The sequence below is a fragment of the Parajatrophihabitans canadensis genome (assembly GCF_053764775.1).
Map to the genome: position 1 here is coordinate 4,166,908 of NZ_CM132445.1, position 13,355 is coordinate 4,180,262.

The 13,355-nt window shown below is 63.5% G+C and carries 14 protein-coding genes; 6 read left to right on the forward strand and 8 right to left on the reverse strand.

The features are described from left to right. Positions 1-61 precede the first annotated feature (61 nt). Positions 62-1,717 carry a signal peptide peptidase SppA gene (gene sppA, locus ACSMXN_RS20065; RefSeq protein WP_022914611.1) on the reverse strand — a complete coding sequence of 552 codons (1,656 nt, stop codon included), beginning with the start codon at positions 1,715-1,717 and terminating at the stop codon, positions 62-64. Between the two features lie 187 nt (positions 1,718-1,904). On the opposite strand from sppA, the gene ACSMXN_RS20070 reads away from it, so the two are divergent. The 3 genes from ACSMXN_RS20070 (at position 1,905) to ACSMXN_RS20080 (ending at position 4,462) form a co-directional block, all read left to right on the forward strand. Further along, a complete protein-coding gene (locus ACSMXN_RS20070; protein ID WP_022914610.1) occupies positions 1,905-2,870 on the forward strand; it encodes an alpha/beta hydrolase in 966 nt (321 codons plus the stop codon). Positions 2,871-2,942: 72 nt separating this feature from the next. Next, positions 2,943-4,022, forward strand: a complete 1,080-nt coding sequence (locus ACSMXN_RS20075) for a helix-turn-helix domain-containing protein (protein ID WP_022914609.1) — start codon at positions 2,943-2,945, stop codon at positions 4,020-4,022. Between the two features lie 230 nt (positions 4,023-4,252). After that, positions 4,253-4,462: a carboxymuconolactone decarboxylase family protein gene (locus tag ACSMXN_RS20080; protein ID WP_196811382.1), complete on the forward strand. Its 210-nt coding sequence runs from the start codon at positions 4,253-4,255 to the stop codon at positions 4,460-4,462. Positions 4,463-4,491: 29 nt separating this feature from the next. On the opposite strand, the gene ACSMXN_RS20085 is transcribed toward ACSMXN_RS20080, so the two are convergent. After that, a complete protein-coding gene (locus ACSMXN_RS20085; protein ID WP_022914607.1) occupies positions 4,492-5,328 on the reverse strand; it encodes a mycofactocin-coupled SDR family oxidoreductase in 837 nt (278 codons plus the stop codon). A gap of 201 nt (positions 5,329-5,529) precedes the next feature. Here ACSMXN_RS20085 and ACSMXN_RS20090 point away from each other — a divergent pair, with 201 nt between their 5' ends. Beyond that, positions 5,530-6,636: a phospholipase D-like domain-containing protein gene (locus ACSMXN_RS20090; RefSeq protein ID WP_027139755.1), complete on the forward strand. Its 1,107-nt coding sequence runs from the start codon at positions 5,530-5,532 to the stop codon at positions 6,634-6,636. Positions 6,637-6,685: 49 nt separating this feature from the next. Here the strand turns inward: ACSMXN_RS20090 and ACSMXN_RS20095 are convergent, their stop codons facing one another. The 6 genes from ACSMXN_RS20095 to ACSMXN_RS20120 all read right to left on the reverse strand — a co-directional run bounded on the left by ACSMXN_RS20095 (position 6,686) and on the right by ACSMXN_RS20120 (position 11,837). Next, a complete protein-coding gene (locus ACSMXN_RS20095; RefSeq protein ID WP_022914605.1) occupies positions 6,686-6,934 on the reverse strand; it encodes a hypothetical protein in 249 nt (82 codons plus the stop codon). A gap of 37 nt (positions 6,935-6,971) precedes the next feature. Continuing rightward, the gene (locus ACSMXN_RS20100; protein ID WP_022914604.1) at positions 6,972-7,376 is read right to left on the reverse strand and encodes a DUF6325 family protein; all 405 of its coding nucleotides are present in this window, start codon (positions 7,374-7,376) and stop codon (positions 6,972-6,974) included. A gap of 282 nt (positions 7,377-7,658) precedes the next feature. Further along, positions 7,659-8,519 (reverse strand): TIGR03619 family F420-dependent LLM class oxidoreductase, encoded by an 861-nt coding sequence (locus tag ACSMXN_RS20105; protein ID WP_022914603.1) that lies wholly within the window; start codon positions 8,517-8,519, stop codon positions 7,659-7,661. Between the two features lie 70 nt (positions 8,520-8,589). Continuing rightward, positions 8,590-9,822, reverse strand: a complete 1,233-nt coding sequence (locus ACSMXN_RS20110) for a CoA transferase (RefSeq protein WP_027139754.1) — start codon at positions 9,820-9,822, stop codon at positions 8,590-8,592. 98 nt (positions 9,823-9,920) lie between these two features. After that, positions 9,921-10,550 (reverse strand): TetR/AcrR family transcriptional regulator, encoded by a 630-nt coding sequence (locus ACSMXN_RS20115; RefSeq protein WP_022914601.1) that lies wholly within the window; start codon positions 10,548-10,550, stop codon positions 9,921-9,923. A 72-nt stretch (positions 10,551-10,622) separates the two neighbouring features. Continuing rightward, positions 10,623-11,837, reverse strand: coding sequence for a cytochrome P450 (locus ACSMXN_RS20120; protein WP_155958483.1), 1,215 nt, complete (start codon positions 11,835-11,837; stop codon positions 10,623-10,625). A 223-nt stretch (positions 11,838-12,060) separates the two neighbouring features. On the opposite strand from ACSMXN_RS20120, the gene ACSMXN_RS20125 reads away from it, so the two are divergent. Together ACSMXN_RS20125 and ACSMXN_RS20130 are read left to right on the forward strand one after the other, a co-directional pair. After that, positions 12,061-12,687, forward strand: coding sequence for a TetR/AcrR family transcriptional regulator C-terminal domain-containing protein (locus ACSMXN_RS20125; protein ID WP_022914599.1), 627 nt, complete (start codon positions 12,061-12,063; stop codon positions 12,685-12,687). 27 nt (positions 12,688-12,714) lie between these two features. After that, entirely contained in the window at positions 12,715-13,308 is a 594-nt protein-coding gene (locus ACSMXN_RS20130) for a TetR/AcrR family transcriptional regulator (protein WP_022914598.1), read from the forward strand. Positions 13,309-13,355: the final 47 nt, after the last annotated feature.

Genomic DNA, 13,355 nt, shown 5'->3' on the forward strand with positions numbered 1-13,355 from the left:
ATGGGATCAGTCAACAGTTAACTACGTGAGACCAGTGTCATCAAGAGTCTCAGAGCCGCACTTACCGAACCGTGATCGAGGGCATTTGCAAAGCTGCTGCGGCCGGCAACCCCAGTGCGGCCGCTAGATCGGCGAACCCGGGCACCGTCGCGCGTAGGACAGCACGCGGGTCCTCGGTATTTCTCGGACGGCCGAATCGCGCAAGCGGACCAATATGAACCGGATGCCGCACCGGGGCATCGTCGGGCAGACCGCCGCGAGCCTTGGCGATCCGTACCGCATCGCGAAGGCTGCCGAGCTCATCCACCAGGCCGATGCCGAGCGCGTCGCTGCCGGTCCATACCCGGCCTCGGGCGATGCTCTCGATTTCTTCGATCGAACGATGCCGGCCCTGCGCGACCTTGCCAACGAAGTCCGCGTAGATCGCGTCGATCGTGGCCGCCAACCGCTGGCGCTCGTCGTCGCTGAAACCACGTCGGGGGGAGAACATCAGGGCCCGAGCACCGTGGGCCACCGTCCCGGTATTCAAACCCACCCGGTCCAGAAGCTCCCGAACAACGACCTTGCCGCCGAATACTCCGATCGAACCGGTGAGCGTCGAGGGCAATGCCACGATCACGTCAGCCGGACAAGCGATGTAGTAGCCGCCGGACGCCGCCGCCTGCCCCATTGCAACCACTACTGGTTTGTCCGCCTCGCGAATCCGGCACACCTCACGCCAGATCGTGTCCGAGGCAACGGCAGATCCGCCCGGCGAGTCGATATGCAAGACCACTGCTCGGACGTGATCATCAGCCATCGCCGCGCGCAGGCTCGCACTCACCGAATCGCTGCCGACCTGCCGACCCATCGGTCCACGTCGGGTCCGCCCAGAGACGATTGCACCACGAACTTCGACCAGGGCAACATGTCCCTTGCTTCGGGCCGGGAGGTGCGGCCTGCGGCGCGGGCGCCAACGGTCGGCGAACAGCAGCTCGGCATCGGCACGGACGCGCTCCCGCATCGCGGTGTACACCTCGTCGCGGTAACCCAGAGCATCGACCAGCCCGGCGTCAAGGGCCTCGGCGGCAGTACGTGGACCACTGTCCGCAAGCTCGCGAACGCGCGCGGAATCCATCCGCCTGCCCGCGGTGATCGCGTTGATCGCTTCGTCGAAGATCGATTCGGCCAAGCGGTCGAGCGCCGTGCGGTGAGCTTCGGTGAACTCCGTCCGCATCACCCGGTCAGCTGCGTTCTTGTACTCATATCGCTGCTCCAGCTGGGGCTCGACACCCAATCGATCGAGGGCTCCGCGGACGAAGGTCGTCTCGACGCCGACGCCGAGCAGGCCCAGCCCCCCACCGGGTTGCAACCAGATCTGATCGAAGGCGGTGGCGAGGACGTATGCGGCGGTGTCGCCAGAACCTTCACCGAAACTCTCGGCCCACGCGACCGTTGGCTTGCCACTCGAGGCAAAAGCACTGACCCCGAGGCGGAGTTCCTGCATTGCGGCCCAGGGCAGCGTGCCGCCCACCTTCGCAATGAGACCGACGACGTGGCGGTCGTTTGCAGCCTCGTGTAGCGCGCGCAGGGTGGCTCGCATCTGGTGGCGCCCCCGACTTCGAAGCCGAGCAAGCGGGTCGTCCGGGTCCGGCGCCGACGGGAGTTCGGTCAGATCTAGTTCGAGCAACACCGACGGCCTGCGGCCCGGCAAGCGATTCACGGGAAAATCTGGCATACCTCCACCGTAGAGTTCCCGGCCCCCAGAAGGGCAGTCGCTGTGCGCTTTCAGCGATCGGCACGGCCGCCCCGACCGCCAGATGGCGGTTGCGCGCGGGAAATTTGAACCCGCGCGGCGGTGGCCTGTCCTCGCTTACGTGTGCAAGATAAGGAACCTGAGTCGGACGAAAAAAGGGCGTTGTCAGATGACGAAATCCGTTCCATACGACCCCGAACTGCAAGCAGCACTGGTGGCGATCACGGCGCAACTGTCCTCAGCTGACTTGTCGATCGAGACCATTGCGCCGATGCGGGACGCGATGCTTACGCCCACGACGGCCGAATTGAGTCGTGGCGGCACCATCGACATCGATGAACGGGTGATCCCGGATGGCTTGGACGGCGCCGACCTGGTCTTGTCGATCTTTCGGCGCGCCGGCGACTCGGCCGCACCGCCTGCGACCATCTATGCGATTCACGGTGGCGGGATGATTGTCGGTAACCGCTACACCGGCGTTGAGTCCATGCTCGACTGGGTTCAAGATTTCGGCCTCGTCGTCGTCTCGGTCGAATATCGCCTTGCTCCCGAGAACCAGCACCCGATACCGGTCGAGGATTGCTACGCCGGTCTGGTGTGGGTGGCCAAGAACGCATCAGAGTTGGGCATCGATCCCCAACGGATCGCGGTGATGGGCGGTAGTGCTGGCGGTGGACTCGCGGCAGCCGTCGCGATTCTTGCCAGAGACCGGGGCGGTCCGGCGCTCATCGCCCAGGTACTTGTCTGCCCGATGCTCGACGATCGCAACGAAACGCCGTCCAGTCATCAGTACGAGGGCATCGGCGTGTGGGATCGCCGCAGCAACGAATTGGGCTGGACGGCGTTGCTCGGCGAGGCGCGGGGCGGGCCTGATGTCTCCCCATACGCAGCTCCGGCACGTTTGGTCGACTTCTCAGGCCTGCCGCCGGCCTACATCGATGTCGGCTCTGCCGAGGTCTTCCGCGACGAGGACGTCCAGTACGCACTGGGTTTGTGGGCAGCTGGCGTGCAAGCCGAGCTGCACGTCTGGGCCGGCGGATTCCATGGATTCGACGGGTTGGCGCCGCACGCCGCGGTCTCGATGCAGTCCCGGGCGACGAGGACCGATTGGCTCAAACGGACCCTCGGACTCTGACCATTCCCTACGATCACTGGATTTGCTTCGGTAGAGTCCCGGAGATGAGCGGCTCGCGGCTCGGATTCGTTGGTGCGTGAACTCATCGGGCGGTTGCCTGCCCTCGATTCCCCAGCTGGCGAAGGACTGCGCGTCATCGCCTACTTCGACACCTTGCTCGACGGCCGGGTCGGTTTCGAAGCCTTCCTGCGCGGTGCCGCGGCACTCACGGGCGTCCCGGTGGGCATGCAGAACGTCGGCGGCCGAAGCCTTCTCCGTGTCGATGCGGACGGCCGCCCTGCCCCAGGGACCTCGGGCGCAAAGGGTTGGCCGAGTCACGAGGTGCCTGAGGTTCATGGCTCCGTGTCTGGCGGCGGACTCGTCTGGCTGGAGCGAACCGGCGAAGCTCTCGCCAGCGACGCCCTGGTACTGGAACGACTTGCCCGCGCACTAGCAGCAACGCTCGAGCGAACCCAGCGCCATGGCCCGGCGGCGACGGAGCTCATTGCTGACGTGCTGGACCAGCACCAGTCGACAACGCAACGATCCCACGCGCTGACCGAGCTGCGGCTGAACCCTGACAGCCCGCTGCGCGTGCTCGCGCTCTATCCCGCCGATCTCGAACAGTTCGCGGTGCCCGATCAAGTCGATCGCCGGAGATCGGTCGAACTCGGAACGAGTGTCGGAACGGTACGCGCCTTGCTGGTGATGGGTGACTCGCTGCCAACCTTCGACCGGGCGCTACGAGTTGGTGTCGGCCGGCCCGTTGTCGCAGCCCGCGCTTTCGAGTCCTGGCAAGGCGCACTGGTCGCGCTCAGGCTTACGCATCCAGGCGATCCACACCTCAACGCGCAGGACTTGGGTGCTGCCGAAATGCTGGCGTCCGGCATCGATGAATCGGACGCCGTCCATCCCGACGTACTTTGCCTGCGGCGCCTGGACATTCGCATGATCACCACACTCGAAACATTCACTCGGCACGACAGCGTCCGAGCTGTCGCTGCTTCGCTCGGAGTTCACCATTCCACAGTGCAGGCCAGGCTGACCACGATCCGAGAACACCTCGGTTACGACCCGACCACGCCGCTCGGACGCGCACGGCTGCACCTGGCGTTGGTGGCGCTGCGACTGACCGACACCCGCGATCGTGCCACGCTGAATGGCCTTGCCTAGTTAGCAGAGTTGGCAGTCGACAGAGCCTTCCAGGTCACAATCACCGGGCTCCACAAGCGCGTTTGGGCATAGTCGGGTCGAGAGGCGTGGCCGCTGCGAACGCGGTACGGCCCATCGAGGAGCACGTGTATGCCGCTTTGGAGGACCGGCGACGTCACCTACGACGAGATGACTGAAGCCGTCCTTCATTTCGCGGTTTACTGCCCGGCCTTGGCCTGCGGGAAAGGCGTTTGATCACGCTCGCCTGCGTCGCCCTGGCTGACACCGAGGGCCCGGTTCGATCACACGTGTACTCGGCAATGAAAAGCCGTGACATCTCCTACGAGGAGATGAAAGAAGTGTGCCTGCATTCTGCCGCCTATTACGGGTGGCCAAAGGGATCCTTTCTGGCGCAGGTCATCGACGAGCAATGGGCAAGGATTCAGGCCGAGGAGGCTTAGCCAGCCGTCGTCAGGCTGCCTGTGCGGACCTAGCGAACCGAGAAGCCGGCGTCGACCGGGAGCGAGACTCCGGTGATGTATTTGGCCTGATCGGACACCAGGAACGCGATCGCGTCGGAGATGTCGCTGGGCTCGAGAATGTCGACCGGCAGCGCGTTCTGCATCGCTGAGATCGTATTCTGGCCTCCGGCAGCCGCCTGCGCCTGCAGTTTGGCCATCGACTCGTTCATCGTCATCCCCGATTTCACCCCGGTCGGGTGCACGACGTTTACCCGGATCGAATGTTCGGCGAGTGCCGCAGCAAGCTGCTTTCCGATACCTACCAGGGCAGTTTTCGAGGCGGTGTAAGCCAGGCCCGAGCCGGTCGTACTGCCGGTTGGACGAACACCGGCGGTTGAGCCGGTCAGCACGATCACGCCGCCTCGCCCGCCACTGATGAGATGCGGAATGGTGGCTGACACCGTGTTGTAGGCACCCGTGAGATTCGTGCCGAGAATGTCAGCCCAGGTGCGTGCGGCGAAGTCGGAGTCAGGTTCGGGCGAGAGCCGGACGATGCCCGCATTGGAGAGCACGATGTCGATACGACCGAAGGTCGCGAAGCCCTCGTCGGCCGCCGCTCGCATGCCGCCTGCATCACGGACGTCTACCTCACGGGCAAGGATGCGCCGGTCCAGGGATTCAACCTGCTTGACCGTCTCTGCGAGATCAGCGGCGCTGGCATTGGGATAGTCCATCGTGTCGATGTCGTGACAGATGTCCACAGCGACGATGTCAGCGCCCTGGCTTGCGAGCCGAATTGCGTGCGATCGACCCTGCCCGCGGGCGGCACCGGTAATGAATGCGACCTTGCCATCAAGCGTGCCCATATCTCGAACTCCTCGTCAGCTCGGTAATTCGGCTGTGATCGGTCTACACCGTCGTTGGCCTGCCTATTGCGCCGGAGGGCGCCGGATAGTCGTGCCGACGATACTGGCAGATCGCCGACCCGGTTGGAACTCGACAATCAGAACGAACATATTGCCCATTGTTCACTTGCCGCGTGCTCAATGCGGGCGTCCAATGGATTTATGGCAGCACCGCAAGTGCAAGCATTCTTTTTGCGCGACACCCGGCATGGTGGCGCCAGCGATCAGGCCACAGCGGTCGCGGATAAGTTCGCGTCCTTTGTCGAGGCCGCGACGTCCACAATCGACTTCGCTATTTATGATTTCCGGCTCTCCGATGATGCGCTCGTGAATACGGTGGTAAGTGCTCTTACGGAGGCGGCGGATCGCGGCGTGGCGGTACGAATTGCCTACGACGCCGGCAAACCTGCTGCTGCCACGGCGGAAACGTTTGCGAAGCTGGCTGCTGACCCGGCACCGCCAGGCACCGCCGCCTGGGTTGACCAGCACTTCGAGGGCACGAAGGTCCAGACGAAGGCGATCACGGCTTCGAGCGGCCAGCTCATGCACTCGAAATATCTAGTCCGCGACGGCGCAAAGAAGTACCACACCGCGGCAGTGTGGACCGGCTCGACCAACTTCACCGACGACGCCTGGACATTGCAGGAAAACAACATCATCACCGTGACGTCTCAAACGCTTGCCCCCGCCTACCTCGCTGACTTCAAGGCGTTGTGGAGCGCCGGCGCGATCAAGGGGACCGGCCTGAACGACGCCGGCACCACGACCGCGGGCCATGTAACTGTCGCCTGGGACTTCGCGCCCGGCGATGGCAAGGCTGTGGACGCCGCGCTGACCGCTGCGGTCGAGGCCGCGAAGACCCGGATCGTGCTCGCGGCGATGGTTCTCACCTCGCGGACCGTCCTCGCCGCCCTCGTCGCCGCGATCGCTCGCAACGTACCCGTCAGCGGCATCTATGACAGTGGTCAGATGGGACCGATCGAGAAGGAATGGGCCAAGAGCGCGAGCAGCGCAAGCACTCTCGGCGATTGGAAGACGGTCAAGGCCCACCTCGTGGCGAAGAAGTCCGCGCCCTATACCGCCGACGGCCCGCACGACTTCATGCACAACAAGATTCTCATCATCGACTCGACGCTGGCTACCGGCTCGTACAACTTCTCTGCGAACGCCGAACACAACGCGGAGAATCAGTTGCACATCTCGCACGATCCTTCACTCGTCAGTCAGTACGCCGCCTACATCGCCACCATTGCCAGCGAATACAGCTAGCGACCCGGGCAACTGCGCCCGTCCGTATCCCTAGCCACGTGTGCGATGCCTAGCCACGTTTGCTGCCGCTCTGTCTCCCAGCTCGCCGCTTGCGCTGCTGCTCCCTGCGCGAGCTTCGAAGCACGAAGCAGACTCCCTCACCGATGATGCCGACGATGACGAGCACGTCACCGATCGCCAGAACTGTGAACCTCAGATTCCCGCCGCCAGGCAAGAGATTGCCCACCAACAACAGGATCGCACCAATCACCAGACAGAACCTGGTGGCCTGTTCCAACTGCGTGCGCGGTGTCGCCATGGTCGCCGATCCTAGGGTCGCGCCGAGATCGTACGCACTACTCGCCAGCCGTTCGGCCAGAGATTCTGATGTTCGTCACGATCTCGCCATTGCCAACGAGGGCACCGCCTAGAGGCTCCGTGCCCTTGTACTCAAATGCCAATACCGCAGCCGATGAACCATGTTCGAGGGTGCGACCGAAAGCTTGAACATCCTCAGCTGAGACGACGTCATAGACCGTCTGACCCACCAGCATTCGGTACTCCTTCAACGCCGGGTCAAGGTCGGCCTGCTCGAGTTCGATGATCTCAACGTCCCCTTCGCTATTCGTTTTGATAAGCATCGCGTCCACGACATTTACCGAACCTCGGTCGATCAGAGCACGTAGCGCGGGAACCACGCGCTCGTTCATCCTGGTCACCGGAAAGCCGATCACGATGATCTCAACTGGTCTGAGAGCCATCGAAGTCGACCTTCCTGCGATGGTCTCGTCAACCGTCGGATCGAGCCGTAGCCGACGAAGACCATCACCTCATCTGAGAATTACCGGATTGCACGGACCATTACCTCATCCCGAAGGGATGAGTCTCAGTGCTACCGACAGGGAACCGACTCCTTCGGTTCGAATGCCCCTGTCTCCACCGGGTGGATGGGATCAGTCGAGGTTCGCGGCGGCGGCAATGACTCGCGGGCGCGACGATGGCTAAGCCGAGATCAACCGGAGTATCAACCACCGGCTGAACCGCTAGGACTCTGGACGAAAGGGGCCGTAGTCCTCGGCGAAACGCCGGAGGCCGTCGAGGGCACCACTTGAGCGTTGCCACGGACTGATCAGCACGCGGGTCACCCCTGCCGCGGTGTAGCGGTCGATGTCCTCGGGACGGTTCAGGTCACCTGGCATCGTGATCTCGAGCGGAGCCGTGCGGCCGGCGCGTGCGGCAATTTCCGAGATCCGAGCCAGCGAGGGCGCCAGATCTTCGAGTCGGTGATTCATCGGCATCCAGCCGGCGCCGATGGTGGCCGCGCGCCGGAAGGCCGCGGGGCCGTCACCGCCGACGTGGAAGATCGCGTCCACCGGCTGTACGAGCTTCGGCTCAAAAGCCACCGGCTCGAAGTCGAAGAACTCACCGTGGTACTCGATCACCGGCTCGCTCCAGAGCCGGCGACAGATTTCGATCGCCTCGTCCACCCGAGCGCCGCGACGGTCGAAATCGAGGCCGACCGCATCCCACTCGGCTCGCAGCCAGCTCGAACCGATGCCGAACTCCAACCTTCCGCCTGAGAGAGCGTCTACGGTCGAAGCGGCCCGCGCCGTGACGAACGGATGGCGTAGGCCGATGTTGTAGACGTTCGTGCCGAGCCGGATCCGCTCGGTTCGGGCGGCGAGGTAGCACAGCACCCCGAGCGCGTCGAAGATCGGTATGTCAGCCGGGATCGGTGGGTGGTCGGACCCGTGATGCGGGCTACCCTCCGACGCCAACGGCACGATGAGATGCTCCGGGACCCAAACCGAGTCGTAGCCGAGCCGGTCTGCCTCCTCAGCGACCGCACCCCAGAGGCCGGGATTAACCCGACCGAGGTGGATCCCGAATTTGAGATCACTCACCGGCTTTGTCCCTCCACATGCCACTCCGATTTCATTGCGGCGTTCATTGCTGAGTTCATTGCGGTGCGGGCTAGGTGACCGCGCCGGCGATCTTGAGCTCGATGAGTTCCTCGTCGTCGATTCCGATCTCGCGCAGTATCTCGTCGGTGTGCTCAGCGAACTGCGGTGCCCGAGTGATGTCCGGCGGCGTCTCGTCGAACTGCACCGGGTTCGATACCAGTTCACGTTTGACGCCGGTGTGGTCGGTGACTGTGCGGATGTAGCCGTTGTCGCGGGCCTGTGGGTCGTTGCCGGCCTCCAAGAAATTCTGGATGAGCGCCCACTGGCCCTGAGCACCCTTCATCGCTTCACGCCACTCCTCGAGCGTGATCTCGCTGATGATCTCAGCGAGCAGCACGGCGGCCTCAGCTGAGTTGTCCATGATTTTCTGCGCGTCGTTGAACCGCTCGTCGTCGACGAGATCTTGCCGCCCGAGGCGTCCGAGGACCTCGGGCCAGTACCTACCCGGTTGCAGCATCCCCATCTGGATAAAGCGTCCGTCCTTGGTCCGGTACGGCCCACCCGAGAGCGGGTTTCGCGCCGAGCCGTTTTGCGGAGGGTCCATCGGCGGCAGCGATTCACCCAACAGCAGCGAGTGATTGATGCCGTAGGAGGCAACCCACATTCCGGTGCTGAGCAGGGAAACGTCGATCACCGAAGGCTCACCGGTGATGGCCCGCTTGTACAACGCGGCCGCGATACCGCCCGCGATCGTCATACCACCCATGTTGTCGCCGAAGGCGCCGGTGGGCTGCGGGATCATCCGGTCGAAACTCCGAGGCGTTACCGCGTTGGCGATGCCCGATCGTGCCCAGAACGAGGTCTGGTCATAGCCACCGCTGGGACCGTCCGCACCACGGACACCCTGGCCGGTGCCACGAAAGTAGATGATCTTCGGGTTGATCGCCCGGATGTCTGCTACGTCGAGGTTCAGCTTCTTCCGGGTTGCCTCCCTGAAGTTCGTGACGAACACATCGGCCGTCTTCAGTAACGCCTCCAGAACCTTTCGACCACCCGCTGACTCCAGGTCCAGACCGATGCTGCGCTTGCCGCGGTTAGGCCCTTCCATGATCGGGAAGAACTCCGTCTCGGTGAACTTGTCAAGACCCATGATGTTCACCAGCGCGCGCTGCGAGTCGCCGGTCTCGACGTGCTCGACCTTGATCACGTCGGCACCCCAGTCTGCCAACACGCCGCCGGAGGCCGGGACGAAGGTGAACTGGGCGAGCTCAACAACTCGAACGCCTTGCATCGGACCAGACATCGTCTACCTCGCAAGAAAGTTGGACTGAGTGCATAGATTGCCGCGGGACTGGACGCTAGACGGCTCTGCGAGCGCGCGCAAGTGCCCGCGCTCGTATCTCAGGAGACGCGTGTCAGGGGATTCTGGCCGAGACCTCCCCCGAGACCCCGGCCGATACGTTGCAAGCAAAGCAACGCGCTCGCGAGGAACTCGGCGAAGGGAACGGTCGGTGACCACTGGCGAAACGCGGTCTCGCCGGCGGCCAGCGCGACGCTCAGGAAGAGCTCGGCCTCGAGTTCGTTGCCAGGACGGGTCCGGCGCCGCACGAAGGATTCGATGTCCTCGCAGGTGGCGTGCTGCCGAAAAAACGGCAGTGCCTGCACCTCGGGCGATCTGAGCATCAACCACCGTGCGGCAATGAGCTTCTCGGCCCTGAATTCAGCAAACCCGACCAGCAAGGCGACGAGTGAATCCCACAGCGGTTCGTCCTCAGGACGGTCGAGCAAATGCTGCCAGGTTTCGCGCTCGCCCGGCTCGCAGTCCCGGATCAGCGCCTCCTTGCCGGCGAAGTAGTTGAAGAAGGTCGTGCGAGAAACACCAGCGGCGGCAGCGATATCCTCGATGCTGACCGCATCGAAGCCGCGCTCCATGAACAGGCGTACGCCCGCGTCTCTGATCGCGAACCAGGTGCCGAGCTTCTTACGGTCGCGGGCGCCGAGTTCGCGCCCGTCCGCCTCATACGTGTTCACACCCGGGATTCTACTGAGAATTCATGCACCCAGTACAACATTTCGCCATCGGGCAGTTCCAGGGCCGAATCGTTACCCGATGTTCCACCGCAGCGGCAGGTTGTCGAGGCCGACCTGACCGCCGTGCTCTGTGATGGGCACGCTGGGGTTCAACTCGTAGTCCGGGATGCGCTTGTGCCATTCAGTGAGACCGATGAACAACTCCTGCCGGGCCAGGTGTGAGCCGAGGCAGCGATGCGGACCGGCCCCGAAGGCGAGATGCCTGTTCTCTTCTCGATCGATCACAACCCTGTCTGCGTCGACAAATTCTTTCGGATCGCGGTTGGCCGAGGCCAGCGGAAGCCAAACCATTTGCCCTGCCTTGACCGGGCAGCCGCCAACCTCGGCGTCGGCCATCGCTTTGCGACCTGGTGACACGAAGGAGTAGTAGCGCAGGAACTCCTCGATCGCCGCCGGCCAAAGATCTGGATTCTCGTTCAGGCGACGCCTGTCGTCCGGGTGCTTGGCCAGGTGGTACGTCGAGTACGACAACTGCGCGGCGACTGTATCGAGGCCAGCCATGAACATCAGCAGACAGAACGCCAGAAGGTCGTCGTCGCTGACAGGCTCATCCTCGATCCGCCACGTCAGGGCGGCGCTCAACATGTCTTCGCGAGGTTGCTTCCGGCGCTCCTGGACCAGCGCCGAGAAGTAGCCCATGACATCCATCATTCCCTTCATCGCTATCTCGGGTGAGGAGCCACCGTGCAGGATCGCCGTTTCCCAGACCTGGAATTGCGCGGCATCGGCCACCGGCAGACCCATGATCTCCATGAAGACGGTGTTCGGGAATCGAAGCGCAACATCGGCGACGTAGTCGCACTCACCACGGTCGGCCACGTCGTCCAGGATCTCGGTCATGACCTCGTGGACTCGAGGCTTGAGTTTCGCCACGGCTCCGGGTGCAAAGAATGGCCCCAGCAGCTGACGCCAGCGCTGGTGCCGCTTACCGTCGAGCATCTCGGGGATCCAGAGGTACGGCGGGTCCGGCTCGGCGGGCGTCACCGCGCTGCTGGAGAACACCTCCGGGTCCTGAAAGCACCGGAGCATGTCTTCCATCTCGCTCACGATCCAGAACGGGTGATCCTCCGCACCCGCGACACCTGGGTGCATGCGCGCCTGCTCACGAAGCTGGTCGTAGAGCGCGAAATGCTCACCCGGACCCGATTCGACAGTGTTGACCTCGTCCAGACGAAGGATCTTGGCAGTTCCGACCTCGGTTCGCGAGGTCTCGTCGGCAACCGTCATGGTGTTCTCCTTGATTCGAATTGATTCGAAGTCTTGAACTCGGGGCCTTCGCACCAGCTGCTTCGGCCACGGTGCACCAAGCTGGGTCGATCCGGGTCGTGCCAGTGACGCCGACCACGGCGATGATTGTTTTATCTAATAAAATAAATCGGTTCCCGTCAAGACCCTGACCGAAGCCGACTAGTGCGGCGCACGGTCGATGAGGCTCTCGTATCGTCTGTGCATGGCCGAACCGAAAGTGTCTCCGACGCGCGGCCGGCCCCCGCGCGTCTCCCGCGCCGAGGTGATCGCCGCCGGCCTTCGAATCGCGCGGCGCGGCGGGTTCGCGACCTTGACCATGGCCGCGCTCGCCGACGAACTCGGGGTGTCGGCGATGACCGCCTACGGCTACGTGAGCAACAAGCAGGAGCTGTCTCAGCTCATCGTCGATGCGGTTCTGGCAGAAGTCGACGTGCCCGAGGCAGACGCGGGCAATTGGGCACAGCGGGTGGCTTTGATCGAGCGCGGCGCCAGAGATGCCCTGCTGCAGGTTCGTGGTTCTCGGCAGGTTGTAGCCGCGTACGGTCCGACCCCGCACGCAATCCGGCTGGCGGATGCGCTGATTGCCATCCTGCGCGAGGCCGGCTTCAGCCCAGTGGAGGCCACTCTCGCCTTCGATGCCCTCTTCACCTTCGTCACCGGCCAGCTGGGGCTGGACGAGGCCTTCAGCGACCCGGATCACGCACAAGTCGATGCCCCCGCCGCGTATCACCGGCCCGACAACCAGCGGACAGCGGATGAGATCTTCGACTACGGCCTGGCTGCGATCCTGCGCGGATTACAAGCGAATCTGACCAATGCAGTTGAGTAACTCGAAACCGTCTTGGCTGGAGGCGCAGTGCAGTCGTTGAGTTGGGCCGCCTCGGAAGGTCGGCGCGAGAGCGCCAAGTGGGCGATCGTGGATCATGCGATCGCGCTCTTCCTCGAGCGTGGATATGCAGAGGTCAGCATGGACGCCATCGCCTCCGCCGTGGGTGTCACGAGCAGAACGGTGTATCGCTACTTCTCCTCCAAAGAGCAAATTCTCTCAGCTTTTGCGCTCCGTTCGGCGAAGTTCCTACCGGACGCCATCGCCTCGCGACCGCGCGAAGAGCCGCCACTGGAGGCCGCGCTTCGAGCCGCTTCGGGTTGGAGTGATGCGACCGAGGAGGAGTTCTGGACCTGGGTCACGATCTGTCGAGATCTTCCGGACGAGCTGCGATATGTCGAAGGCGTGGTTCAGTCAGGATTCCGCGCGCTCGTCGCCGATGCCCTCAAGGCGCGCCTCACGCAGCCCGCCATCAGCCGCGGTGATGCCGAGCTTTTCGGCGGGGTTGCTGTGAGTGTCCTGATCTCGGTGAGCGAGCGGTCGATCATTCGAAATGAAGACCGTCGACCCTTGATCGCGGAGGCAATACGGCGCCTCAAGGCCGCCATGGTTGAGGCTTTCTGACCTTTCGATCGCAATGGATCACCCGTCGGGTCGAGACCTTGCCCAAG

What these genes read in the sequence shown, in the direction of transcription:
- sppA (WP_022914611.1), bottom strand. Translation starts at nt 1,717, where the DNA reads ATGCCAGATTTTCCCGTGAATCGCTTGCCGGGCCGCAGGCCGTCGGTG.
- ACSMXN_RS20070 (WP_022914610.1), top strand. Translation starts at nt 1,905, where the DNA reads ATGACGAAATCCGTTCCATACGACCCCGAACTGCAAGCAGCACTGGTG.
- ACSMXN_RS20085 (WP_022914607.1), bottom strand. Translation starts at nt 5,328, where the DNA reads ATGGGCACGCTTGATGGCAAGGTCGCATTCATTACCGGTGCCGCCCGC.
- ACSMXN_RS20090 (WP_027139755.1), top strand. Translation starts at nt 5,530, where the DNA reads ATGGCAGCACCGCAAGTGCAAGCATTCTTTTTGCGCGACACCCGGCAT.
- ACSMXN_RS20095 (WP_022914605.1), bottom strand. Translation starts at nt 6,934, where the DNA reads ATGGCGACACCGCGCACGCAGTTGGAACAGGCCACCAGGTTCTGTCTG.
- ACSMXN_RS20100 (WP_022914604.1), bottom strand. Translation starts at nt 7,376, where the DNA reads ATGGCTCTCAGACCAGTTGAGATCATCGTGATCGGCTTTCCGGTGACC.
- ACSMXN_RS20110 (WP_027139754.1), bottom strand. Translation starts at nt 9,822, where the DNA reads ATGTCTGGTCCGATGCAAGGCGTTCGAGTTGTTGAGCTCGCCCAGTTC.
- ACSMXN_RS20120 (WP_155958483.1), bottom strand. Translation starts at nt 11,837, where the DNA reads ATGACGGTTGCCGACGAGACCTCGCGAACCGAGGTCGGAACTGCCAAG.
- ACSMXN_RS20125 (WP_022914599.1), top strand. Translation starts at nt 12,061, where the DNA reads ATGGCCGAACCGAAAGTGTCTCCGACGCGCGGCCGGCCCCCGCGCGTC.